Annotated in this window: 23 protein-coding genes, 1 tRNA gene, 3 rRNA genes and 1 other RNA gene; 24 read left to right on the forward strand and 4 right to left on the reverse strand. The window is 48.4% G+C overall.

Annotated features, from left to right (window positions below; translation table 11 throughout):
- Positions 1-138: 138 nt before the first annotated feature.
- Positions 139-211 (forward strand) — tRNA-Arg (locus QRD89_RS00130).
- A 46-nt stretch (positions 212-257) separates the two neighbouring features.
- Here the strand turns inward: QRD89_RS00130 and modB are convergent.
- Positions 258-929: a molybdate ABC transporter permease subunit gene (gene modB, locus QRD89_RS00135; RefSeq protein WP_008636128.1), complete on the reverse strand. Its 672-nt coding sequence runs from the start codon at positions 927-929 to the stop codon at positions 258-260.
- A gap of 4 nt (positions 930-933) precedes the next feature.
- The gene (gene modA / locus QRD89_RS00140) at positions 934-1,719 is read right to left on the reverse strand and encodes a molybdate ABC transporter substrate-binding protein (protein ID WP_286096084.1); all 786 of its coding nucleotides are present in this window, start codon (positions 1,717-1,719) and stop codon (positions 934-936) included.
- Between the two features lie 95 nt (positions 1,720-1,814).
- Between modA and QRD89_RS00145 the strand changes: the two genes are divergently transcribed.
- The 4 genes from QRD89_RS00145 (at position 1,815) to aldA (ending at position 4,606) form a co-directional block, all read left to right on the forward strand.
- Positions 1,815-2,471, forward strand: a complete 657-nt coding sequence (locus QRD89_RS00145) for a M50 family metallopeptidase (RefSeq protein ID WP_026577615.1) — start codon at positions 1,815-1,817, stop codon at positions 2,469-2,471.
- Between the two features lie 102 nt (positions 2,472-2,573).
- Complete coding sequence (locus QRD89_RS00150; protein WP_008636109.1) at positions 2,574-2,684, forward strand: YjcZ family sporulation protein; 111 nt, start codon at positions 2,574-2,576, stop codon at positions 2,682-2,684.
- A 97-nt stretch (positions 2,685-2,781) separates the two neighbouring features.
- The gene (locus QRD89_RS00155) at positions 2,782-3,033 is read left to right on the forward strand and encodes a hypothetical protein (RefSeq protein ID WP_008636107.1); all 252 of its coding nucleotides are present in this window, start codon (positions 2,782-2,784) and stop codon (positions 3,031-3,033) included.
- Positions 3,034-3,154: 121 nt separating this feature from the next.
- Complete coding sequence (gene aldA, locus QRD89_RS00160) at positions 3,155-4,606, forward strand: aldehyde dehydrogenase (RefSeq protein ID WP_062515218.1); 1,452 nt, start codon at positions 3,155-3,157, stop codon at positions 4,604-4,606.
- A gap of 53 nt (positions 4,607-4,659) precedes the next feature.
- Here aldA and queF read toward each other — a convergent pair whose 3' ends face one another.
- Positions 4,660-5,154, reverse strand: a complete 495-nt coding sequence (queF, locus tag QRD89_RS00165; protein ID WP_008636103.1) for a preQ(1) synthase — start codon at positions 5,152-5,154, stop codon at positions 4,660-4,662.
- Positions 5,155-5,512: 358 nt separating this feature from the next.
- Between queF and acsA the strand changes: the two genes are divergently transcribed.
- From acsA to QRD89_RS00190, 5 genes are all read left to right on the forward strand, one after another.
- Positions 5,513-7,222, forward strand: a complete 1,710-nt coding sequence (acsA, locus tag QRD89_RS00170; protein ID WP_286096086.1) for an acetate--CoA ligase — start codon at positions 5,513-5,515, stop codon at positions 7,220-7,222.
- Between the two features lie 140 nt (positions 7,223-7,362).
- Positions 7,363-8,670, forward strand: a complete 1,308-nt coding sequence (locus QRD89_RS00175) for a purine/pyrimidine permease (RefSeq protein ID WP_286096087.1) — start codon at positions 7,363-7,365, stop codon at positions 8,668-8,670.
- Positions 8,671-8,700: 30 nt separating this feature from the next.
- On the forward strand, positions 8,701-10,038 hold the full coding sequence (locus tag QRD89_RS00180) for a lysine N(6)-hydroxylase/L-ornithine N(5)-oxygenase family protein (RefSeq protein WP_008636100.1): 1,338 nt from the start codon (positions 8,701-8,703) through the stop codon (positions 10,036-10,038).
- 80 nt (positions 10,039-10,118) lie between these two features.
- The gene (locus QRD89_RS00185) at positions 10,119-10,631 is read left to right on the forward strand and encodes a type 1 glutamine amidotransferase domain-containing protein (protein ID WP_008636099.1); all 513 of its coding nucleotides are present in this window, start codon (positions 10,119-10,121) and stop codon (positions 10,629-10,631) included.
- A 141-nt stretch (positions 10,632-10,772) separates the two neighbouring features.
- Entirely contained in the window at positions 10,773-11,543 is a 771-nt protein-coding gene (locus tag QRD89_RS00190) for a DUF3891 family protein (RefSeq protein ID WP_286096088.1), read from the forward strand.
- On the opposite strand, the gene QRD89_RS00195 is transcribed toward QRD89_RS00190, so the two are convergent.
- Positions 11,540-12,829 carry a glycoside hydrolase family 18 protein gene (locus QRD89_RS00195; RefSeq protein ID WP_062515226.1) on the reverse strand — a complete coding sequence of 430 codons (1,290 nt, stop codon included), beginning with the start codon at positions 12,827-12,829 and terminating at the stop codon, positions 11,540-11,542. The genes QRD89_RS00190 and QRD89_RS00195 overlap by 4 nt on opposite strands.
- An 82-nt stretch (positions 12,830-12,911) precedes the next feature.
- Between QRD89_RS00195 and tadA the strand changes: the two genes are divergently transcribed.
- The 14 genes from tadA to darA all read left to right on the forward strand — a co-directional run bounded on the left by tadA (position 12,912) and on the right by darA (position 25,269).
- Positions 12,912-13,394, forward strand: a complete 483-nt coding sequence (gene tadA, locus QRD89_RS00200; protein WP_008636096.1) for a tRNA adenosine(34) deaminase TadA — start codon at positions 12,912-12,914, stop codon at positions 13,392-13,394.
- 49 nt (positions 13,395-13,443) lie between these two features.
- Positions 13,444-13,709: signal recognition particle sRNA large type (gene ffs, locus QRD89_RS00205), an RNA gene on the forward strand.
- Between the two features lie 156 nt (positions 13,710-13,865).
- Entirely contained in the window at positions 13,866-15,590 is a 1,725-nt protein-coding gene (dnaX, locus tag QRD89_RS00210; protein WP_286096089.1) for a DNA polymerase III subunit gamma/tau, read from the forward strand.
- A 29-nt stretch (positions 15,591-15,619) separates the two neighbouring features.
- The gene (locus QRD89_RS00215; protein WP_008636093.1) at positions 15,620-15,937 is read left to right on the forward strand and encodes a YbaB/EbfC family nucleoid-associated protein; all 318 of its coding nucleotides are present in this window, start codon (positions 15,620-15,622) and stop codon (positions 15,935-15,937) included.
- An 11-nt stretch (positions 15,938-15,948) separates the two neighbouring features.
- The gene (recR, locus tag QRD89_RS00220; protein ID WP_008636091.1) at positions 15,949-16,545 is read left to right on the forward strand and encodes a recombination mediator RecR; all 597 of its coding nucleotides are present in this window, start codon (positions 15,949-15,951) and stop codon (positions 16,543-16,545) included.
- Positions 16,546-16,549: 4 nt separating this feature from the next.
- Positions 16,550-16,774, forward strand: a complete 225-nt coding sequence (locus QRD89_RS00225; protein ID WP_369815270.1) for a YaaL family protein — start codon at positions 16,550-16,552, stop codon at positions 16,772-16,774.
- 72 nt (positions 16,775-16,846) lie between these two features.
- Complete coding sequence (locus tag QRD89_RS00230) at positions 16,847-17,110, forward strand: pro-sigmaK processing inhibitor BofA family protein (protein ID WP_286096090.1); 264 nt, start codon at positions 16,847-16,849, stop codon at positions 17,108-17,110.
- Positions 17,111-17,475: 365 nt separating this feature from the next.
- Positions 17,476-19,039 (forward strand): 16S ribosomal RNA (locus QRD89_RS00235).
- Positions 19,040-19,221: 182 nt separating this feature from the next.
- Positions 19,222-22,140 (forward strand): 23S ribosomal RNA (locus QRD89_RS00240).
- 87 nt (positions 22,141-22,227) lie between these two features.
- Positions 22,228-22,341 (forward strand): 5S ribosomal RNA (rrf, locus tag QRD89_RS00245).
- Together the 16S, 23S and 5S rRNA genes form the textbook arrangement of a ribosomal RNA operon.
- 163 nt (positions 22,342-22,504) lie before the next feature.
- Entirely contained in the window at positions 22,505-22,684 is a 180-nt protein-coding gene (locus tag QRD89_RS00250) for a sigma factor G inhibitor Gin (protein WP_008633437.1), read from the forward strand.
- A gap of 139 nt (positions 22,685-22,823) precedes the next feature.
- Positions 22,824-24,251, forward strand: a complete 1,428-nt coding sequence (locus QRD89_RS00255; RefSeq protein ID WP_286096091.1) for an aminotransferase class I/II-fold pyridoxal phosphate-dependent enzyme — start codon at positions 22,824-22,826, stop codon at positions 24,249-24,251.
- 2 nt (positions 24,252-24,253) lie between these two features.
- Positions 24,254-24,886, forward strand: a complete 633-nt coding sequence (gene tmk, locus QRD89_RS00260) for a dTMP kinase (RefSeq protein WP_026577070.1) — start codon at positions 24,254-24,256, stop codon at positions 24,884-24,886.
- Positions 24,887-24,939: 53 nt separating this feature from the next.
- Complete coding sequence (gene darA, locus QRD89_RS00265) at positions 24,940-25,269, forward strand: cyclic di-AMP receptor DarA (protein WP_008633442.1); 330 nt, start codon at positions 24,940-24,942, stop codon at positions 25,267-25,269.
- Positions 25,270-25,273 lie beyond the last annotated feature (4 nt).

Here is a 25,273-nt window from a genome sequence, read left to right on the forward strand (position 1 = left end):
AAAACGATACGTGTAGACAGACAGCTAACATTTTACCATATAGATCCCAAAGGTGTAACAGCTGAGTTCGTAAAATTCAGCGTGTACCTCTTTTCAATTGTTGGTTTATTTTGTATAATAGGGGACATACGTGTTTTGGCCCCCGTAGCTCAGGGGATAGAGCATCGGTTTCCTAAACCGTGTGTCGCAGGTTCGAATCCTGCCGGGGGCATAAAGAAAAAGCGGAAGATCTTCCATTCGGAGGATCTTCCGCTTTTTTAATGAGGATGGGAGGAGATTTTCTTCTTCGTCCATATATTCAACCAAAGGACGGTGCTGAATCCGAGTGCGACGATAATCAGTACCCACATGTAGGCCTGTTCCATTCGGCCGGATTCGACAGCAAAATAAATTGCGAGTGGAATGGTATCGGTCTTCCCGGGGATGTAGCCGGCGATCATAAGGGTTGCGCCGAACTCGCCCAGTGACCTTGCGAATGTCATGACGAGACCTGCCAATAAGCCGGGCCATGCTAGGGGAAGAGAGATCGTGAAGAACACTTTCCACTTCGATGCTCCCATTGTAAGTGCGGCGTTTTCCAAATCTTTATCGTAGTTGGCAAAAGCGGCGGAGGCGCTTTGATACATGAGTGGAAAAGCGACCACCGTTGAAGCGATTACCGCTCCTGTCCAGGAGAAGATGACCCGGATGCCGAACGATTCCATCAGCCAGCTGCCGATGAATCCATTAGAGCCGAACAGATATAAAAGGGCGAATCCGGTTACAGTCGGCGGAAGTACCAGCGGCATGAGGAAAATAGACTCCAGGACACTTTTCCCGGGAAATATTCGTCTGGAAATCCACCTTGCTGCCAGAGTCCCCGTAAGAAAAACAAAAACGGTTGCGATGGCTGCTACTTTGAGGGATAGGTAGAGCGGGTAATAACTCACCGTGTCAGCCCTCTACCTCAAACCCATATTTCCGCAGGATGTCTTGTCCCTGATCTTCCTTTAAGAAAGATAGGAAGGCTTCTGCTTGATCCTTAGTCCGGCTTTTTGAAATAAGGATTCCTGGGTATGTGATCGGATTATGTAGATTTTTGTCCACTTGTTCGACGACCTGAATGTTATCCGAAATCTCTGCATCACTTGCATAAACGAACCCGTAAGCAGCCTCGCCTGATTCTACATAAGCCAGCACCTGGCGGACATCACTGGCGTAGACAAGCCGATCTTTCAAATCCTTCCACAATTGAATCTTTTCCAATGCCTGCTTCGTATAAGAACCAGCGGGAACGCTGTCTGGATTACCGATTGCAATTGTTTGCTCACCCGGGACCTTATTCAGGCTCTTGAACGTGAGGGCATCTTCTTTCGACTGACCCTTTGGTGTAATCAATACGATGCGGTTGGCAGCAAAATTCGTCCGTGTTTCTGTATCGGCAAGTTCTTTTTCTTCTAATTCATCGACCCACATTCCGTCTGCAGATAAGAATAGATCGACCGGAGCACCGTGTTCGATCTGCTTGGCTAATTTCCCAGAGCTTCCAAATGTCGTATTCACTTTCGTACCGGTTGCTTCTTCGAATAAGGGAGCAGCTTCTTCAACGGCATCCGTCAGACTGGCGGCTGCAGCAACCGTTATTTCTTTCGGTTGATTTTTCTGTTCTTCCGCTTGGGAGGAGCATGCGGCCAGAAACAGACAGGCTGTGAGGGAACATAATATGATTAATTTCTTCATGTTTCGTGCCTCCTTCGTTTCATTAAGTATAGTACAAAGGAAAGAAACGGGCGAAAGAATTTATCGACACAGTTTATCGAAAAGGAGGTCTACTCTTGAAATTACAAATCATTCTGATGCTCGTCCTGGCGCTGATTTTGACGCAGTTGCCTATTGTTGGGAAGTATTTCGCTATTTTGAATACGATGATCCATGAAAGCGGACATTCTCTCATGGCTTTGTTGACTGGTGGCGAGGTCCGGAGGATTTCACTCCTTCCTGACACCTCCGGTCTCACGTGGACGGGGCACCGGTCCTGGTTCGGACAGGTGCTGACAAGCATGGCTGGATACGTCTTCGCATCCTTTTTTGCTTTCTTGTTTTTTTATTTAATCTGGCGTGGCCACTATAAATGGATGATCTATATTCTTCTTGCCTTTCTTGCTGTTAATTTGATCTTCTGGGTACGTAACCTGTATGGGGTGTTTTGGATCGTGACGTTCGGAGCCGGGTTCCTTTGGCTGCTGCGGACCGGTCATGAGACGGTTGTCCAATATACGCTGGTCTTTTTTGCTTCGCTGATTCTCGTCGAATCGGTGACGAGCGCTTTTGAAATTATGTGGATCAGTTTCGTCGCTCCGGGACAGGCTGGAGATGCCGCCAATCTGGCAAGGGCGACTAAAATCATACCGGCCCCGATATGGGGGATCGCCTTTTTTGCGCAATCGCTCTACTTCGCTTATTTATCATTAAGACGAGCCCTTCCTTTTTGAAGGGGTGCAGGGAAAAGATAATTTAAATGAAAATCCGCATCCGCCCTTCCTAACCCCCCGAATCTGAATAAGGTAGTAAAGTAAGTGAGAGGAGGGGAATAAATGAGCGGAGGATACGGATACGGAGGCGGTTTCGCCCTGTTGGTTGTTTTGTTCATCCTTTTGATCATCATTGGTGCATCTTATGTAGGTGGCCGTGGATACGGATATTAATAAATAAGAACGGGGGGATTTCCTCCCGTTTTTTACGTTTTTGTGATGGACAGGCCGGGTAAAGGTTAATAGACAAAAAGGACGGGAGAGTCATGCTATGAATATGAAGGAGAAGCTGATGACACAAGGATATGAGCACATTGATATACTTCTCATTGATGAGGAATCCAACAAGACGACGGTTGCGGATATTTCTCTAAACAAGGTAACAGATTTAGAGTACAAGCTGTATTTGGAGCCAGAATCAATTGCTTATCGATTTGACGTGGAGAATCCTTATTTTGAAGGAGAGCAGATGGTCGAAAGTGGAACACCAAGGAAAGTAAAAGGGTACATATTGGAGTGGTAAAAACGAAATCTCTGGAAACAGAGATTTTTTTATTTTCCGTGGGACGTGAACCAACTGGAAAGTTTAGGGGTGCGAAAGAAGTGGAATATTCCCGGTAAACCATTACAGGAGGTCATTCAAAATGATTCAACATAAACTATACATTAATGGAGAATATACAGAATCGGACAGCTCGGAGTGGATCGAAGTTCTGAATCCGGCGACGGAAGAAGTCATTTCCAAGATTCCGAAAGGGACGAAGAACGATGTCGAACGTGCGGTTTCCGCGGCTGCAGCTGCGCAAAAGGGCTGGGAGCTGACGCCTAATATTGAACGCGGCCGAATCGTTCGTAAGCTTGGAGATGAAATCGAGGCAAATCGTGCTACCTTCATCGATTTACTTCAAGAAGAACAAGGGAAAGATTACGAGCTTGCCAGCGGCGAAGTAGACCTTGCCATCGATTATTTCCGATACATGTCCGAATGGGCGCGCAGGATTGAAGGGGAAATTGTGCCGAGTGATCGTGCGAACGAAAATATTTTCATCTATAAAAAACCGATTGGCGTTGTCGCCGGTATCGTACCATGGAACTTCCCTGTTTTCATTTTGGCACGTAAGGTCGCGACGGCGCTTGTGACTGGCTGCACAATTGTGCTGAAGCCGAGCCAGCAGACGCCTAACACAGCGATGGAATTCACGAAAATTATTGATAAGATGGAGGAAATTCCAAAGGGTGTCTATAACGTCGTGACTGGTTCCGGTTCGGAGATCGGTAACGGACTGGCGACGCATCCGGAGGTGCAGATGGTTACGATGACGGGGAGTGTGCCTGCGGGTACGAAAGTAATGGAAGCAGCAGCTCAAAATATTACGAAAGTCAATTTGGAGCTTGGAGGCAAAGCACCGGCGATCGTCACTCCAAATGCAGATTTGGATATTGCAGTGGAGTCTATTACAACCTCCCGTCTTGCCAACAATGGACAAGCGTGTACGAATGCGGAGCGCGTCTATGTCCATGAAAGCATTGCAGACGAGTTCGTAGAGAAGCTGCGTCATCAGTTCGAGGGCTTGACGATTGGAAATCCGCGGGAGAACAAAGAAGCGGACGTTGGACCGCTTGTCAGTAAAGACCGGTTGGAAGAAGTGGAAGAAATGGTGAAGGAAGCCGTTCAGAACGGCGCCAAGGTGGAAATTGGCGGTGAACGGGGAGATTTGGATAAAGGCTACTTCTATAAGCCTACAATCCTGACCAACGTCACCCACGACAGCAAAATAATGCAGGAAGAAATTTTCGGTCCCGTCATCCCGATTACGACTTACAAAACACTAGATGAAGCGATTGAAAAAGGTAACGATACCGAATACGGACTTTCCTCCTCTGTTTATACGGACGATATGAATGAAGCGATGAGAGTGGTCAATGAGCTGAAGTTCGGTGAAACATATGTGAACCGGGAAAACTTCGAAGCCGTTCAGGGATACCATGCCGGCATGCGTAAATCCGGCCTCGGCGGTGCGGATGGGAAACATGGAATGGAAGACTTCCTCGTCACCCACGTCGTTTATATGCAGTATAAGAACGATAAGAAATAAACCGGATACCACACAAAAAGAGCTGTCACCAAAGGGTGGCAGCTCTTTTTCATTTAACGGTTGTCAATCGTCTCCGGATACATGTCATGGTTCATCATACGATGATCGGCCATTTGTTCGAACTTCGTGCCCGGCTTTCCATAATTGCAGTAAGGATCGATAGAAATACCTCCGCGTGGAGTGAATTTACCCCATACCTCTATATAACGAGGGTCCATCAAATCGATCAGGTCGTTCATGATTGTGTTGACACTGTCCTCATGAAAGTCTCCGTGGTTACGGAAGCTGAAGAGATAAAGCTTCAGGGACTTGCTCTCGACCATTTTAATGTTCGGTACATAGCTGATATAAATGGTGGCGAAGTCAGGCTGGCCTGTTTTTGGACACAGAGTTGTGAACTCCGGGCAGTTGAACTTGACGAAATAGTCGCGGTTCGGATGCTGATTATCGAATGTCTCCAAGACCTGCGGGTCGTAAGTAGTGGCGTAAGCTGTTTCCTGGTTTCCCAGTAGAGATAGATTAAGAGAATCTTCGTTTCGTCCGGGCATTATGTTTTCTCCTTTGTGATGTAGTTAATGGAACATGAAAAAAGCCGCAACCCCTAAGGGCTGCGACTTGTAGTAAGTGACATCCTTAGTTTTTTATAGAGGGGTTGGCTAAGAAACCTCTTTCTATGCTTCGTTTATTATAGGTGGAGGAGTAAACGGCTGTCAATTTTTGTCCTGCTGTCGACCTGTTTCTGTAAATCTTTGGACATTCCTCTTTAAATATCTACAGAAATCACCTACAATATAGATAATTCCTTTAATATTCAGAAAATATATCCGCGTCCAGGCTCTGAAAGATTCAGAGCTTTCATTAGCCACGGACAGAAAACGTTTACAAAAATTCTTATGAGGTGATTTTATGGACATGCAACCAATACCGGCTCGATCTGGCAATCACAACATGGAAGACTACACAGAAACGTATAAGAATTTTCAGTGGGAAGAAGCGAAGCGTCATTTCACGTGGAATGAAACAGGAAAGGTTAATATCGCTTATGAAGCGGTTGATCGTCATGCAGAGGACCCGGAGAAGAAGGACAAAGCGGCTCTTATATTTTCCGCCCCTGACCGGGAAGAAGTGCTGACGTTTGAAGATTTAAAGCAGAAGAGTAATCAGTTCGCCAATATATTGAAGAAGCATCATATTGATAAAGGGGACCGCGTTTTTCTTTTCATGCCGAGAAGCCCGGAATTTTATGCAGCATTCTTCGGTATTATAAAGGTTGGTGCGATTGCAGGACCACTGTTCGAAGCCTTCATGGAGCAGGCAGTGCGCGACAGGCTCGAGGATAGTGAAGCAACGATGCTGATCACGACACCGGATTTATTGGAGCGTGTTCCTGCTGATGATCTTCCGAATTTAAAACAAGTCGTACTGGTAGGCGGCGATGCACCTGGGAACTATATTTCCTTTGAGGAAGAGATGGAACAGGCATCGAGCGAGTTCGACGTCGAATGGGTCGACCTGGAAGATGGGATGCTTCTGCATTACACATCCGGTTCGACAGGAAAACCGAAGGGGGTTCTGCACGTCCATCACGCGATGATCCAGCATTACCAGACAGGAAAATGGGTACTCGATCTTAAGGAAGATGACGTATATTGGTGTACGGCTGACCCGGGATGGGTGACGGGCACCAGCTACGGTATCTTCGCCCCATGGCTGAATGGAGTGACGAGCGTAATCCGAGGCGGCCGTTTCAGTCCAGATGACTGGTATGCGACGATTGCAGACAAGAATGTATCTGTTTGGTATTCCGCGCCAACGGCTTTCCGGAAAATGCTGAGTGCCGGGGAAGCGACAGCGAAGAACTATGATTTATCTTCCTTAAGGCATATTCTAAGTGTCGGTGAGCCCCTAAATCCAGAAGTAGTAAGCTGGGGGTTGAAAGCTTTTGACCTTCGTATCCACGATACGTGGTGGATGACCGAGACAGGAGCTATGCTCATTTGTAACTATCCATCGATGGATATCCGTCCGGGATCGATGGGTAAACCGATTCCTGGTGTGGAAGCATCGATCGTAGATAATGAAGGAAACGAGCTTCCCGCGAACCAGATGGGTAACCTGGCGATCAAAAAGGGATGGCCGTCCATGATGCGTGCCATTTGGAATAATCCAGGGAAATACGAAAGCTATTTCCTTAACGGCTGGTACGTTTCCGGAGACAGTGCTTACAAAGACGAAGAAGGCTATTTCTGGTTCCAGGGACGTCTGGATGACGTCATTAATACTTCTGGTGAACGGGTAGGTCCTTTTGAAGTAGAAAGTAAGCTGATTGAGCATGAAGCCGTTGCAGAAGCGGGAGTCATCGGTAAACCGGATCCCGAGCGCGGGGAAATCATCAAAGCTTTCATTACGCTTCGGGATGGATATGAACAATCAGATGAACTTCTGGAGGATATCCGTCAATTCGTTAAAAAAGGATTGAGTGCCCATGCGGCACCGAGGGAAATCGAAATCAAGGATACGATTCCGAAGACGCGGAGCGGTAAGATTATGCGCCGATTACTTAAGTCTTGGGAGCTTGGTCTTCCGACTGGCGATACTTCCACACTGGAAGAATAAAAAGAGCTTTCTCCACCCATGCAGCCCCGGCTGCATGGGTTTTCTTTTTTGCAAGAAGATGTTTCACGTGAAATGGGGTTGATAGCCTGTGGTAAAATAATGGATGTAAGCGTTTTACAAAAATAGGGAGTGTCATAGTCATGAGCAGGAATTCGAGTTTAGTATTAAATAATGCGATGGAAACGATCCAATGGTTCGTTTTCCTTCTGGCCAATGCCGTTGCCTTGCCGATTGTCATCGGCGCCATATTCGAATTGAACTTCGTTGAGATTTCCGAATTAATGCAGCGTACGTTTTTCGTTGTGGGGCTTGCCTCCCTTCTGCAAGGATGGATCGGGCATCGACTGCCGATCATGGAAGGGCCGGCGGGATTATGGATCAGTATTTTCACCGTGATGGCTTATACGGGTGTCCATGCCGGAGACAGTTACCGGGAAGTATTGCAGGTTCTGCAGGGGACGATGATATGGACGGGAATCTTCCTGCTTCTATTCGGTTTGTTCCGTCTATCTCACCGTGTGCTATTTGTTTTCACCCCGTTTGTAACGGGCGCTTTTTTATTTTTATTGACCGTTCAGCTCAGTGGGACATTTCTTCAGGGAATGCTCGGTATTGATGGAGGAGAACAGCAGATTGAATCAACCGGCGCCATCATTGCTTTCGTAACGGTACTGCTGGTATTGGGTTTATCTATTGCCGGACGGGGCTGGGTGAAAAGTTTCGCCGTTCTGATTGGAATTGTAATGGGATGGGTATTGTATGTCATAGTTGCCGGCGGTGGATCCGGCGGAGGACAAGCCGGGGGAGGCTTCTCGCTTCCGGAGGTGTTTGCATGGGGGGCTCCTGTTTTTTCCTTGAATACGATCCCGCTCGCTTTCATGATAGCAGTCATCCTGTTGTCTAACTTGGTAGCTTCTGTTGTAGCAGTGACAGAGACGATTCATGGGAAAGCGACCTATACATATGCACAGATCAATCGTGGAAGCAGCTTCATGGGGATCAACCACGGCCTTGCTGCACTTTTTTCTTCTATTGCTAATGTGTCGATGGCTTCTTCTTCCGGTTTTATGCAGCTGACGGGCCAAAAGCGGAAAGCGCCGTTTTTATATGCTGCGGCGCTTCTTATCCTGGTGTCCTTCTTCCCGCCGATTGTTGCCTTCATATCCGGCATTCCGAAGCCTGTTGCCAATGCAGCGCTTCTGGCTACATTTATCCAGTTGATGGGTCTCGGTCTGTCGAACATGACGAGTGAACGGCTGGACGAACGCCGTTTAATGATCCTCGGGATTTCCTTCTCCATCGGTATTGGATTGATGTTCCTGCCTTCCTCCGTTTTCGCTGGTATGCCTGCTATGGCGCAGAATCTGCTCAGCAATGGTCTGCTTGTCGGCACCATCCTTGTCATTCTGTTGGATCAGTTGTGGAAGGAATCAAACAGAACGGCATAGTAGAGAATAGTAGAAAGAGGATGTGATGATATGCAGCAACACATATATGATGTCGCCGGAATTGGAATTGGTCCTTATAATCTGGGTCTTGCAGCTCTCATGGATCAGAAAGGAGAGGTGGACGGAATCTTTTTTGATAAGACGCCGGAGTTTGCCTGGCACCCGGGCATGTTGATCGAGACAATGGATCTGCAGGTACCTTTCCTGGCTGATCTCGTGACCTTCGCAGATCCGAAGAGTCCCTATACGTTCATGAATTATCTCTATGAGCATGACCGGATGTTCCCTTTCTTCTTCCATCGTCATTTCGAGGTTCCGAGGCAGGAATACAACCACTATATGAAATGGGTGGCGGGTCAGATCGACAATCTGCATTTTGGACATACCGTCATCGATGTATTGGATAGGAAAAATGAATCCATTCCGCACTATGAGGTGGTTGTCGAAGATCACACCACAGGAAAGAGGAAATCGTTCTTCTCCCGGCACGTCGTGCTTGGTACGGGGAGCGAACCGATTATCCTGGACGGAATGGATCACCTTCCAAATGAAGATGTCCTGCACACGAGTCGTTATTTATTTGCGAAAGATGAGCTGTTGAAGGCCGGGCATGTAACAGTGGTGGGTTCTGGTCAAAGTGCCTTGGAGGTGTTCCTTGATTTGCTGGAGGAGCAGGACCGGCGCGGGGATATGAAGGTGAGTCTTCTGACAAGATCCGGTGGATTGTTTCAGCTGGACAAGGCAAAATTCGCACAGGAGATGTTTACACCGGCATTTGTCGATTATTTTCATGAACTTTCCCTGGATTCCAGAAAAGAAGCCCTCTCTACCCTTGACCCGCTCCGTAAGGGGATTGACCCGGAAACATTGACGAGGCTTTACACCAAGCTTTATCACCGGACGGCGGGTCAGGAAGACAGCCGCGTGTTTATACAGCCTATGACGGAGATCAGGGGGATTGAAGCGGACGAAAGAGGCTACCGCCTGCAGTGCCGCCAGTGGCAGGAAGAGATAGACTATGAGTATGAGACAGAGAAAGTGGTTCTGGCAACCGGCTACAAGCCGCATGTTCCGAAATGGTTTTACGACCGTTTTGAGTCCGAGGTGGAATGGGAGGACGAAGGAATGTATAAGGTGACCCGTGATTACCAGCTTGTGTTTGGGGATGATCGTCAGCATCACATCTTTACTCTGACGGACCTAGTCCATTCACACGGGGCTGGAGCGACCAACTTGGGGTTGTCCGTTCACAGAAACGTCCATATCCTTAACACGATTGCAGGCAGGGAGATCTACAGGAACCAGAAGGATTCCGCCTTCCAACAATTTACCGTCAAAGATTTACAGAAGCATCCAAATGGTAATTAATTGGTTTAATCTCGTGCGATGAGGGAAGACAAAGGATGTATTCACAATAAACCACAATGAAGTCAAGGAGATGGTAAGAAATGAGTAAGATTGCTTGTGTCATTACATCAAACTTTGAAGACGTGGAATATACACAACCTGCCGATGCTTTCACTGGAGAAGGTCATGAAGTGACGAATATCGAATGGGAAGCAGGCAAGGAAGTGACAGGGAAACAAGGAGATGCGACGGTGAAGATCGATGCATCCATCGATGATGTGAAGCCGGACGATTTCGATGCGCTGTTAATCCCTGGTGGATTCTCCCCGGACATTCTCCGTGCCGATGATAAATTCGTATCGTTCGTGAAACACTTCATGGATGAAAAGAAACCGGTATTCGCTATTTGTCATGGGCCGCAGCTGTTGATTACAGCGAAGACTCTGGAAGGTCGTACAGCGACAGGCTTCAAGTCTATCGCGGTAGATATGGAATATGCAGGCGTGAATTATAAAGACGAGGAAGTCGTCGTTTGTCAGAACCAGTTGGTGACAAGCCGCCAGCCGGATGATATCCCGGCATTTAATCGGGAATCACTGAAACTGCTGAAATAAGCTAATCTATGGAAGGACCACAGAGCATGGCTCTGTGGTTTTTTTCCTTTTTCATAAGTAGAGGTGACAGGCTGGTTGCTTTATAATGAAAGAAGACGCTCGTACCGATCTGCGTATCATACCTACCGAGGAGGAAGAATTATGATTGTCATAGAAAAGCAAGATCACTTCATCATGATTCAGCAACATGACCATGCCTACATATCTGGACAAATTGTCGCGTTCTGGAAGAAGAATTTTTTGTTGCGCTCGAAGCTCAGGGAAGTGGCAGACTGGGCGATTCAGCAACACGACCGTGCTTGGATTCCACTTGATCAGAATCCTGCTTGGAATGAGGAAAAGCAGCGTCCTTATTCTTTTATCGATTATCCATTGGCAGAGAAGATAGAGGCGTATCGCAGAGGTATAGAAGAGGTGGAAGAACAATCCTTGTACGCCGGTATTCTATGCAGCATGCATTATGCGTCTTTCTTCAAGGAAGACAGCGGCGTTCAAGAGGAGCGAAATTTTATAGAAGAAGAAAAAAATCGCCGCTCCAGACTGTTTGAACAAATGGACATGGATATCCCGGAAGATATCTACCAGCTCCACTTCCGAAGGCTGCAGTTCTGCGACGATCTTTCTCTTTTCCTTTGTATGACAGGTCCGGACGTCCCGGAGGAAGAAGAAGTACCTTGGTTTCGTAATGGATTCCCACAAACGTTTGATGTTGCTCCGGAAGGCATTCGTGCTGATTGGGAAGCGGAGGACCGTATTTCTGTCCACCCGTTCCCGTTTGCTCAGCCGTTTGAAGTAGACATCCCCTATCGACGTGTAGGGAAACAGGATATTTCCGATAAAGGACTGCTCGCTGCCTATCAGAAGGAAGAAGTACGTCATAAGACAGTGGCTGTAGTCCGAAAACAGGATTAAACCTTCTCAATACTGAACCGGCTTCCGAGCAGCTGCCAGTTTTGCGGGAAGGATAACCCCAGCTTCCAATAGCTGATGCCTAAGAGACCTCTGTCTTTGATCAGGTCGAATTTTTTCTGGATCGATCGTGCATCTTCAAACCATACTTCGTGTTCTTTGCTTGTGGATGCATCCGTATACGTGAAAAAAGGTGCCTGGGATTTTTGATCATAGGAAATGGGAACATTATTCTCTCGTGCGATTTGTATGGCACGCTGAGGGCTTACGGCTTTGGCGAAAGGTCCGCCCGGCTCATAAGGCAGAGTCCAATCATAGCCATACAAGTTCTGGCCGAGGAGAATTTTGTTCGCCGGCATTTCCGTCAACGCATAATCGACAACTTCTGTTACAGGACCGATTGGTGAAACAGCCATTGGAGGCCCCCCGCTGTATCCCCATTCATATGTCATCAGAACGACAAAGTCCGCAATTTCTCCATGCGCGCGGTAATCATGTGCTTCATACCAGGCCCCTTTCTGATCGGCACTTGTCTTCGGTGCCAGAGCTGTCGACATTAACAAGTCCTCCGAGGATAACCGCTGTTTCGCTTTCCGTAAGAATTGATTATAATTCTCCCTAAGCTCCGGAGGCAGGAATTCCATGTCAAAATGGACGTCACGGAAGCCGGTTTCCTTTGCTGTTTTTACAATGTTATCGAGCAGCTTATTCTGAAGCGTTTCATTGGTCAGGATCGATCTTCCCAGTTCTGCGCTGAATCCTTCGTCGGTTAAGTTCGTAACCACCATCATCAAGGAGGTGTCGTTTTTTTGAGCGATGTTCTTGAAATCATCCAGAGGTGGTGCCTTCAATGTCCCATCCGTCTGAATCCGGTAGCTGAAAGGTGCCAAGTAAGTGAGCTGAGGTGATCTGATTTCTGCTGCCGTCTCCAGTGCTTCCGACACCTCCCCACCAAACGGTTCCACATAAGCATTTGTCGAAATCGGAACAGGCGGTTGTTGGGGAATGTACAAACGTAAACCGACGGACAGCGGTGCATTTGGAGCAATACCGTTTACCTGTGCGAGTGCGGCGGCAGTCGTGTTAAAGGCTCGCGCTATGGAAGATAAGGTGTCACCGGGCTGAACGAAATAAAACTGGCCGACAATCGGGATGACCAGCGCCTGGCCGATGACCAGATCCCCGGGTGTCTCCAATTCATTTGCCGTAATAATGGCACTTGGCGTACTATCATAAAGACCAGCGATAGAGAAGACGGTATCTCCCTGCTGAACGACATGGATTTGCATGGGCGTCACTCCTTTCTCATCTTTATCAATTGTATGAAACAACCTTTCCGGATTATTCTTTTTATATAACTAGGAGGAAGCTATGGATCAGGACATGAAATATATGAACCTTGCGATAGAGGAAGCAAAGAAAGCAGAAGCAGAGGGCGAAGTCCCGATCGGTGCTGTTATCGTGTTGGAGGACGAAGTCATTGCCACAGGCTACAATCAGCGGGAGACATCCCAGCTCGCCTCTTCCCATGCAGAATTTATCGCTATCGAAAGAGCGAACAAACGCATCGGCAGCTGGCGGTTGGAAGATTGTACGCTGTACGTCACCCTAGAACCATGTCCGATGTGCGCCGGAGCGATCGTACAGTCAAGGATTCCGAGGGTCGTCTATGGAGCAAGAGACCCGAAAGCCGGGTGTGCGGGGACGTTGATGAATCTGCTTGATGAGGATCGTTTTAATCATAAGGCAGAGGTTGTTCCCGGGGTTCTTGAGGAAACGTGCGGAGAAATATTGTCTCTATTCTTTCGTAAGCTGCGGGACCGCAAGAAAAAATCCCGTGCCGAGGACAAATAAAGCCGCTAATCATTGCATTTTTCGTGGAAAGTCGATATACTAGTTTATGCCGTGCTAAGCGGGGAGGTAGCGGTGCCCTGTACTCGCAATCCGCTATAGCGAGGCCGAATCCCCATCCGAGGTGGTACGGCCTTAAGGTCTGCCTTATGTGAGTGGTGTTGACACTCAGGTCCTGCGCAACGGGAACCAGTGAACCCTGTCAGATCCGGAAGGAAGCAGCAGTAAGCTGACTCTCTCGTGTGCCGCGGGAGTGCCTGGGTCGAGCCATAACCATAAGTAACGCTTAGGGTCGTATCATCGAAGATGGGTGCACGGCATTACATAGGAAGTTCCAAATACGTAATACATACATCGGAGAGCCGCTATGATCATTTGGTCATAGCGGCTCTTTTTCTACCGGATGGATACGGTTCACATCGCAACCTCCTATCAGGTATAATGGACACGAGACTAAAAAGGGAGAACGGTTTTATGAGCTATCAGGCGTTATATCGTGTTTGGCGCCCGCGGAATTTCGAGGGAGTCGTCGGACAAGAACACATTACACGGACGTTGCAGAATGCCATCGAGCAGAATAAGTTTTCTCATGCGTACTTATTCTCCGGTCCACGGGGGACGGGGAAGACGAGTGCGGCGAAGATTTTTGCCCAGGCGGTCAACTGTGAGCGTGCTCCTGTCAAAGAACCGTGCAACGAGTGTGACGCTTGCCTGGGAATCCAGGACGGTTCCATCTCGGATGTTATTGAAATTGATGCCGCATCCAACAACGGCGTCGAACAGATCCGGGAAATCAGGGACAAGGTGAAATACGCACCAAGTGCTGTACCCTATAAGGTGTATATCATTGATGAAGTACACATGCTGTCCATGGGTGCCTTCAACGCCCTGTTAAAGACATTGGAAGAGCCCCCGAAACACGTCCTATTCATTTTGGCGACGACCGAACCACACAAGATTCCGTTAACGATCATATCCCGATGCCAGCGTTTTGATTTCAAACGGATTTCCCAGAAGGCGATGGTCGGCCGTATGGAGAAGATTACGGCAGCGGAAAACATTGCGATTGAAAAAGAGGCACTTGAAATCGTGGCTCTGACTGCAGAGGGCGGCATGAGGGATGCGCTTAGTCTGTTGGATCAGGCCGTTTCCTACAGCGATGAAGAGGTTACGATTGATGATGTGCTTGCTGTCACAGGATCAGTATCCCAAGCGAAGCTTACTAACGTTATCCGGGCGCTGCTTGATCAGGATGCCAAGGCAGCTTTGGAAGCAGTCGATGATTTGATCCAGCAAGGGAAAGATCCAGGTCGATTCGTCTTTGATTTGATTTATTACCTTCGCGACTTACTATTGTTTCAAAGTGCTCCGGATTTAGAACATAATTTGGAGCGGGCGATACCGGATCCCTCTTTCCGTGAACTATCAGGCGAGTTAACGCCGGCATGGATCCAGCAGGCTATTCGGGAGTTGAACAAATGTCAGCAGGAAATGAAGTGGACGACCAGTCCGAAAGTATTTATTGAGATAGCCATGTTGAATATGGTCGAAGTAAGGGGCGGCGGAGAATCAAAGGCGGCACTTGTCCAGTCCGGCGTCGTCGATCAGCTCAGCAAAAAAATCGATGAACTGGAGAAACAACTGACTGCTCTGAAGCAGCGCGCTCCGGAAGCGGGTTCACAGACGCCTGCCCGTCAAAAGCGGGCCCCTGCAAAGTCAGGAAGAAAAGGGTATAATGTACCTTACGAGCGGATCAGACAGGTGCTGAATGAAGCATCCAAAGAGGAAATCAAGAATGTGCAGGGGCGCTGGGCTGACTTTATGGAAGCGTTGAAGCAGAACAATGCGCCTGCACACGCGACGCTTCTGAATAGTAAACCGAGAGCAGCTTCACCAAAAGCTCTTGTCCTGGCTTTCCGTTATGATATTCACTGTTCTCTCGCGCTCGAACATCAGAGTACGATTGAGCCCCTGCTTACAGAATTTGTCGGAAAGCCTTTGACCATTATTCCGATACCAGAAGCGAACTGGCAGGAGATCCGGGAAGAATACGTCCGTAAGCAGAAGCATAATCCGGATGACGGAGAGGGTGGACCGGACGGAGAAGAAGGGTCTCCTTCAGCAGGAAACGAGGAAGAACCACTCGTCACAGAGGCGCGTAAGCACTTCGGGGACGATTTGATAGAAATACAAGATTAAAATGGAATGAACTAAAGGAGGAATGCCCCATGCGTGGTGGAGGAAATATGAATAATATGATGAAACAAATGCAGAAGATGCAGAAGAAAATGATGAAAGCTCAGGAAGAGCTCTATGAAATGACATTTGAAGCATCTGCCGGTGGTGGTATGGTGAAAGTCACAGCCAACGGTAAGAAAGAAGTGACAGACGTCGAGATCCATGAAGATGTTGTGGATCCTGATGACGTAGAAATGCTGCAGGATTTGATCATTGCCGCAACCAACGATGTTTTGAAGCAAGTCGATGAGAAAACGAATGACACGATGGGACAATTCACGAAAGGCATGCCTGGGGGAATGTTCTAGGAGGAGTTCTTATGTATTATCCGGAACCAATATCAAAACTGATCGACAGTTTTACGAAACTGCCGGGAATCGGTCCGAAAACGGCCGTTCGCCTGGCCTTTTTCGTTTTAGAAATGGAAGAAGACGATGTGCTTGATTTTGCGAAATCCCTCGTTAATGCGAAGAGGGAGTTGACCCATTGTACGGTTTGCGGACACATCACCGACCAAGACCCATGCTCTATCTGTCAGGACGAATCCAGAGATCAGACGCTTATCTGTGTCGTTCAGGATCCAAAAGACGTCATCGCCATGGAGAAAATGAAAGAATTCCGCGGGAAGTACCACGTACTTCACGGGGCGATTTCACCTATGGACGGTATTGGACCGGAAGACATCAACGTTCCAAGTCTGATTAATCGTCTGAAAGATGAAGGAATCGAAGAGCTGATCCTTGCGACGAACCCCAATATAGAAGGAGAAGCGACAGCGATGTATATTTCCAGGCTCGTAAAGCCTTCGGGAATTCGTATGACCAGAATCGCTCACGGCTTACCTGTGGGGGGAGACTTGGAGTACGCAGATGAAGTGACCTTATCCAAAGCGCTGGAAGGTCGGAGAGAACTGTAAAGAGGTGTTCCGATTGTTAGGGCGAAAAAATAAGATCAAAAAAGAGTTCGACCAGGATCTTCTTATTCATATAAAGAAGATGAAACAGGAATGGGAAACATTAAACAATATAATTGAACAAAGCATCGAACCTAGTGAAGAAGGTTTGAAGGATCTTGCTCTTTATAAAGCGAAATACTTCTACTTATTAAGAGAAGCACGTTACAGAGGAATCAACGCACTCTCTTAAAGGTGGTACTAACCCCTTATCCATGAACATACACTGTTTATAGAAACAGTTTACATGGATAGGGGGTTTTTTATGGATCCGGTGCTCGTTCTTCTATTATTGGGACTGACTATACCGTTTCTGTTGATCATCGGTTTGCCTTCTTCACCGATAAAGTTTGCCGGACAAGCGGTTACGAAGTTGATCGTTGCTGTTATTCTGTTGTTCTTCGTCAACCTGTTCGGTGCCCAGTTCGGACTGCATGTTCCTATTAATGTCTTCACTGCTGCAGTTGCCACTATACTGGGCTTCCCCGGAGTAGTTTCCTTGGCGGCCATCCATATATGGGTACTATAGAAGGGAAGGGGAGTAGCCCCTTCCCTTCTATTTATGTGTCCTTATGTATCTATGAATAGAAGTGTTTGAAAAGAATATAACTTTTTTTGAAAAAGGTATTGCAATAGATTTATAGCCATGATATATTATTACTTGTCGCGTTAAGAGAGCGGCGCACCGCACAGAACTTAACGAAACAAAATATAAAAAAGTTGTTGACGGAAACGAAACAACATGTTATATTAGTTAAGTCGCTGTTAAGCGGCAAACAACATTTTGATCTTTGAAAACTGAACGAACCAACCAGTACGTCAAACATTCTTTCTATTATATAGAGAGAATTCAAACAAGCACATTCGGTGTGCAAAATGAGCAAGTCAAACACTTTTATGGAGAGTTTGATCCTGGCTCAGGACGAACGCTGGCGGCGTGCCTAATACATGCAAGTCGAGCGCGGGAAGCGAGCTGATCCCTTCGGGGTGACGCTCGTGGAACGAGCGGCGGACGGGTGAGTAACACGTGGGCAACCTGCCTGTAAGATCGGGATAACTCCGGGAAACCGGGGCTAATACCGGGTAATACTTTCTTTCGCATGAAGGAAAGTTGAAAGATGGCTTCTCGCTATCACTTACAGATGGGCCCGCGGCGCATTAGCTAGTTGGTGAGGTAACGGCTCACCAAGGCGACGATGCGTAGCCGACCTGAGAGGGTGATCGGCCACACTGGGACTGAGACACGGCCCAGACTCCTACGGGAGGCAGCAGTAGGGAATCTTCCGCAATGGACGAAAGTCTGACGGAGCAACGCCGCGTGAACGATGAAGGTCTTCGGATCGTAAAGTTCTGTTGTTAGGGAAGAACAAGTACCGTGCGAATAGAGCGGTACCTTGACGGTACCTAACGAGGAAGCCCCGGCTAACTACGTGCCAGCAGCCGCGGTAATACGTAGGGGGCAAGCGTTGTCCGGAATTATTGGGCGTAAAGCGCGCGCAGGCGGTTCCTTAAGTCTGATGTGAAAGCCCACGGCTCAACCGTGGAGGGTCATTGGAAACTGGGGAACTTGAGGACAGAAGAGGAGAGTGGAATTCCACGTGTAGCGGTGAAATGCGTAGATATGTGGAGGAACACCAGTGGCGAAGGCGACTCTCTGGTCTGTTTCTGACGCTGAGGTGCGAAAGCGTGGGTAGCAAACAGGATTAGATACCCTGGTAGTCCACGCCGTAAACGATGAGTGCTAGGTGTTAGGGGGCTTCCACCCCTTAGTGCTGAAGTTAACGCATTAAGCACTCCGCCTGGGGAGTACGGCCGCAAGGCTGAAACTCAAAGGAATTGACGGGGGCCCGCACAAGCGGTGGAGCATGTGGTTTAATTCGAAGCAACGCGAAGAACCTTACCAGGTCTTGACATCCTTGGACCTCCCTAGAGATAGGGATTTCCCTTCGGGGACCAAGTGACAGGTGGTGCATGGTTGTCGTCAGCTCGTGTCGTGAGATGTTGGGTTAAGTCCCGCAACGAGCGCAACCCCTGATCTTAGTTGCCAGCATTCAGTTGGGCACTCTAAGGTGACTGCCGGTGACAAACCGGAGGAAGGCGGGGATGACGTCAAATCATCATGCCCCTTATGACCTGGGCTACACACGTGCTACAATGGATGGTACAAAGGGCAGCGAAGCCGCGAGGTGTAGCAAATCCCATAAAACCATTCTCAGTTCGGATTGCAGGCTGCAACTCGCCTGCATGAAGCCGGAATCGCTAGTAATCGCGGATCAGCATGCCGCGGTGAATACGTTCCCGGGCCTTGTACACACCGCCCGTCACACCACGAGAGTTGGTAACACCCGAAGTCGGTGAGGTAACCTTTTGGAGCCAGCCGCCGAAGGTGGGACCAATGATTGGGGTGAAGTCGTAACAAGGTAGCCGTATCGGAAGGTGCGGCTGGATCACCTCCTTTCTAAGGATTTAGAACGGAAGCGTACTTGGTTGGTTGTTCAGTTTTGAGAGATCGAAAGATTTCTCTGAACTACGTGAACCTTGAAAACTGGATAAGGAATCATCGTATCATCTAACGATGAAACGATTGATGACAAGACATCAAACATCGAAAGTTTTAAACAAACGTCTTTTCACGACGATAGTTAAGTGAATAAGGGCGCACGGTGGATGCCTTGGTACTAGGAGCCGATGAAGGACGGGACTAACACCGATATGCTCCGGCGAGCCGTAAGTAGGCTTTGACCCGGAGATTTCCGAATGGGGAAACCCACTGTTCGTAATGGAGCAGGATCTTATGCTGAATACATAGGTATAAGAAGGCAGACCCGGGGAACTGAAACATCTAAGTACCCGGAGGAAGAGAAAGCAAATGCGATTTCCCAAGTAGCGGCGAGCGAAACGGAATCAGCCCAAACCAAGAGGCTTGCCTCTTGGGGTTGTAGGACACTCCTTTGGAGTTACCAAGGAGGAAGGTAGATGAATCGATCTGGAACGATCAGCCAGAGCAGGTAACAGCCCTGTAGTCGAAACCTTTCTCCCTCCGGAGTGTATCCTGAGTACGGCGGAACACGTGAAATTCCGTCGGAATCCGGGAGGACCATCTCCCAAGGCTAAATACTCCCTAGTGACCGATAGTGAACCAGTACCGTGAGGGAAAGGTGAAAAGCACCCCGGAAGGGGAGTGAAAGAGATCCTGAAACCGTGTGCCTACAAGTAGTCAGAGCCCGTTAATGGGTGATGGCGTGCCTTTTGTAGAATGAACCGGCGAGTTACGACCGTATGCAAGGTTAAGCAGCAGAAGCGGAGCCGCAGCGAAAGCGAGTCTGAATAGGGCGAGTGAGTATGCGGTCGTAGACCCGAAACCGTGTGATCTACCCATGTCCAGGGTGAAGGTCAGGTAACACTGACTGGAGGCCCGAACCCACGCAAGTTGAAAATTGCGGGGATGAGGTGTGGGTAGGGGTGAAATGCCAATCGAACACGGAGATAGCTGGTTCTCTCCGAAATAGCTTTAGGGCTAGCCTCAGAATAGAAAGTCATGGAGGTAGAGCACTGATTGGACGAGGGGCCCCTATCGGGTTACCGAATTCAGTCAAACTCCGAATGCCATAGACTTTGTTCTGGGAGTCAGACTGTGGGTGATAAGGTTCATAGTCGAGAGGGAAACAGCCCAGACCGCCAGCTAAGGTCCCAAAGTGTGTGTTAAGTGGAAAAGGATGTGGAGTTGCTTAGACAACCAGGATGTTGGCTTAGAAGCAGCCATCATTTAAAGAGTGCGTAATAGCTCACTGGTCGAGTGACTCTGCGCCGAAAATGTACCGGGGCTAAACACACCACCGAAGCTGCGGATTGATCGTAGGATCAATGGTAGGAGAGCGTTCTAAGGGCCGTGAAGTCAGACCGTAAGGACTGGTGGAGCGCTTAGAAGTGAGAATGCCGGTATGAGTAGCGAAAAAAGAGTGAGAATCTCTTTCACCGAATGCCTAAGGTTTCCTGAGGAAGGCTCGTCCTCTCAGGGTTAGTCGGGACCTAAGCCGAGGCCGAAAGGCGTAGGCGATGGACAACAGGTTGATATTCCTGTACCACCTCCTTTCCGTTTGAACGACGGGGGGACGCAGGAGGATAAGGAGAGCGTGCCATTGGATGTGCACGTCCAAGCAGTGAGACGGTCGGATAGGCAAATCCGTCCGGCATAACGTCAAGCTGTGATGGGGAGGGAACTATAGTACCGAAGCTCCTGAGTTCACACTGCCAAGAAAATCCTCTAGTGAGGAAAGAGGTGCCCGTACCGCAAACCGACACAGGTAGGCGAGGAGAGGATCCTAAGGTGAGCGGGAGAACTCTCGTTAAGGAACTCGGCAAAATGACCCCGTAACTTCGGGAGAAGGGGTGCTCCTCTGCCGAGGAGCCGCAGTGAAAAGGCCCAAGCGACTGTTTACCAAAAACACAGGTCTCTGCGAAGCCGTAAGGCGAAGTATAGGGGCTGACACCTGCCCGGTGCTGGAAGGTTAAGGGGATGCGTTAGCGTAAGCGAAGCGTTGAACCGAAGCCCCAGTAAACGGCGGCCGTAACTATAACGGTCCTAAGGTAGCGAAATTCCTTGTCGGGTAAGTTCCGACCCGCACGAAAGGTGCAACGACTTGGGCACTGTCTCAACGAGAGACCCGGTGAAATTATACTATGTGTGAAGATGCACATTACCCGCGACAGGACGGAAAGACCCCGTGGAGCTTTACTGTAGCCTGATATTGAATGTTGGTACAGCTTGTACAGGATAGGTAGGAGCCTTAGAAGCCGGAGCGCTAGCTTCGGTGGAGGCGCTGGTGGGATACTACCCTGGCTGTACGGACATTCTAACCCAGGACCGTGATCCGGTCCGGAGACAGTGTCAGGTGGGCAGTTTGACTGGGGCGGTCGCCTCCCAAAGAGTAACGGAGGCGCCCAAAGGTTCCCTCAGAATGGTTGGAAATCATTCGCAGAGTGTAAAGGCACAAGGGAGCTTGACTGCGAGACCTACAAGTCGAGCAGGGACGAAAGTCGGGCTTAGTGATCCGGCGGTACCGCATGGAAGGGCCGTCGCTCAACGGATAAAAGCTACCCCGGGGATAACAGGCTTATCTCCCCCAAGAGTCCACATCGACGGGGAGGTTTGGCACCTCGATGTCGGCTCATCGCATCCTGGGGCTGTAGTCGGTCCCAAGGGTTGGGCTGTTCGCCCATTAAAGCGGTACGCGAGCTGGGTTCAGAACGTCGTGAGACAGTTCGGTCCCTATCCGTCGTGGGCGTTGGAAATTTGAAAGGAGCTGTCCTTAGTACGAGAGGACCGGGATGGACACACCGCTGGTGTACCAGTTGTTCCGCCAGGAGCATAGCTGGGTAGCTACGTGTGGTCGGGATAAGTGCTGAAAGCATCTAAGCATGAAGCCCCCCTTGAGATGAGATTTCCCTTTGCCTTCGAGCAAATAAGATCCCTCAGAGACGATGAGGTTGATAGGTCCGAGGTGGAAGCGTGGTGACACGTGGAGCTGACGGATACTAATGGATCGATGACTTATCTATCTGATCAAATGATCGCGTGAAAAACGTTTCTTTCGATAAAGATGTTTCCTTATCCAGTTTTGAGGGTTTACCTCAATAGAATATTGATGTGGTGGTGAAGGCGAAGAGGTCACACCTGTTCCCATGCCGAACACAGCAGTTAAGCTCTTCAGCGCCGATGGTAGTCGGGTAGATCCCCGTGAGAGTAGGACGCTGCCACGTCTCTTTGAAACCCCTTCAGGTTATCCTGGAGGGGTTTTGTGTATCCTTCGTGTGCTTTCTTTCTATCTAGTACTTCTTCTTTTTGAAAGGAGATGTATATTATTCGTAGTTTCGGAGAAACTAGAGTTAAGGATATGGAAAGTAACAGGGGAGGGAAATCAAAATGGCTAAGCATGAGTGCAGCATTTGTTCAAAAGAAACGAGTGAAGGAATTTACTTGTTGAAAGTTTACATTTGTCCGTCCTGTGAAGCAGAAATGATTGAGACGCCGGCAGATGATCCAAGGTATGAGTATTTTGTAAAACAAATGTCCAAAGCGCAGCGTTCGATGATTCCTTCTTGAAAAGAGTGCCTGGTATATGGGTCTTATAAAAAAATAATAAGGGTATTTCAGCTTATTTAAGATATAACCAACCCTTCTACTAATCCATTGATTGTAGAAGGGTTTTTTTGTACGCTTTCTATTGGAAGAGGTGGAGTAAATGAATGATTATAAACGGGCTCCTCTATATGAGGCCCTTCAAGCAAATATAGACCGGGATCCAATGTCGTTTCATGTCCCCGGGCATAAATATGGAAGGATTCTCCCGGGAGAAGCGGAAGGTATCCTGCCATCAACTCTAAGGATCGACGCTACGGAGGTAAGCAGTTTGGATGATCTGCATGCACCGGAAGGGGTCATAAAAGAAGCACAGCACTTAGCAGCTTCTTTTTTTAGAAGTGATGAAACATTTTTCCTTGTTAATGGAACGACGGTTGGGAATCTGGCTATGATTCACGCGGTCTGTAAGCCGGGGGAAAAACTTATTGTCCAACGGAATTGTCATAAATCTGTTTGGAACGGCTTGGAGCTTGCGAATGTATCCCCGGTGGTAATAAGTCCCGCGTATGAGAAAGAAACAGGACGATACAGCAGCATAACTCCGTCCAGCATTGAGCAGGCGTTGAAAGAGCACCCGGACAGCAAAGGTGTGTTATTGACGTATCCCGACTATTTCGGCCGTGCTTACGATTTGAAGGAGATTGCCCGGGTTGTTCACAGCAAAGGTGTACCTTTACTCATTGATGAGGCGCACGGGGTTCATTTTCATTTAGGTGATCCAATGCCTGTTCCTGCACTGGAAGCAGGGGCAGATGTCGTCGTTCAGTCTGCTCATAAAATGGCTCCTGCGATGACGATGGCCTCTTATATGCATGTCCAAGGGAAAAGGGTGGATAAATACGTATTGCGTCATTACCTGCAAATGCTTCAATCAAGCAGCCCATCTTACCCATTGATGGCAAGCTTGGATCTCGCCCGGAAGTTCTTATCTACTTGGAGAGAAGAAGAAAGAGAAGCCGGTTTGCATTGGGCGGTGCAGGTACGGGATGTCTTTCAATCCTCCCCCTATTGGCATGTCCTGCAGCAGGGGCCAAGGGATGATCCATTTAAGATTACATTGGAACCCGCTGAAGGGAGCGGATTCGAACTTGCTGAGGCGTTGGAGAAGGAGGGAATCGTGCCGGAGCTCGCTACGAGCAGACAGGTCCTGCTTATTCTAGGATTGCGTCCTCATTTCTCTCTTCAAGAGTTAAAGGAACGTATTGGGAAAGTAGATTCCGCATTAAAAAAGGCCCCCGGGCGTGCTACAATAGCAGAAGAACAAATTACGTTTCCACCAATCCAAACCTTAGAGATGCGGTATACAGAAATGCGGGATAGAAAGCAGGAACAGGCAGTTTTGGAAGATGCAGTGGGCTTAATCGCCGCAGAGGCGGTCATTCCTTATCCGCCTGGTATTCCGATCCTCATGAAAGGAGAGCGGATCATGGAGGCCCATGTGTCAGAAATCCGCCGCCTTCTATCGCTGGGGGCGCGTTTTCATAATGTAGGAATGGAAGATGGGATACGAGTGTTTAAAGGAGAATGAACGTGAAGGGATTGTTTGTAACATTCGAAGGTGGAGAAGGAGCAGGAAAATCCTCCATCCTTCGCGAAGTAGGCAGAGAGCTGCGTGATCAGGGATATGCAGTTCTAGAGACAAGAGAACCCGGGGGTATCCGGATTGCAGAAGAAATTAGAAAGGTAATACTTAATCCTGCCCATACAGAAATGGATGCAAGGACAGAAGCTTTATTATATGCTGCAGCAAGAAGGCAGCACCTGATCGAGAAAGTCCTCCCTGCTTTAGAGCGGGGAGAGGTGGTTCTATGTGACCGCTTCATTGATTCGAGTCTGGCCTACCAAGGTGCGGCCCGCGGCCTCGGAATGGAAGAAGTCTATGACATCAACAAATTTGCCATTGATGATCACATGCCGGACCTTACCCTGCTGTTTGATATTGAACCGGAGCAGGGTCTTTCGAGAATCGAAGCTAATGAGGGAAGAGAGCAGAATCGACTTGACTTGGAACATATCGCTTTCCATAAGACAGTCAGGGACGCCTATCATAAGCTTGCAGAAGCTCATAAACAACGCATTAAGGTCATTGACGCTGGAAAATCCTTCGAAGAGGTAAGAAATAGTGTCCAACGTGTGTTGGACAGTTTTTTGACTTCCTCATAAGATTCCATCATTTGTTATACTATAGATAACACCCGATAGGAGGGGTTTTGCTTATGAAAATGATTATTGCTGTTGTTCAGGATAAAGATAGCAACCGCTTGACGAATGCGTTAGCGGAAAACGATATAAAGACAACAAAACTTTCAACGACAGGCGGTTTCCTTCGGGAGGGGAATACGACATTCATGATCGGCTGTGATGATGATCAGGTTGATCCGACACTGGATATCATTCGAAAGAATTGCAGCCAAAGAGAGCAGATGATTGCACCGATCTCCCCTATGGGAGGAAATGCCGATTCCTATATACCGAAGCCTGTCAAAGTGGAAGTCGGCGGTGCGACGGTATTTGTCCTTCCCGTCGAATCATTTTTCCATTTTTAATTCA

Origin of the sequence: Halobacillus sp. ACCC02827, assembly GCF_030291935.1 — a bacterium.
In the GTDB taxonomy this organism is placed as follows: domain Bacteria; phylum Bacillota; class Bacilli; order Bacillales; family Halobacillaceae; genus Halobacillus.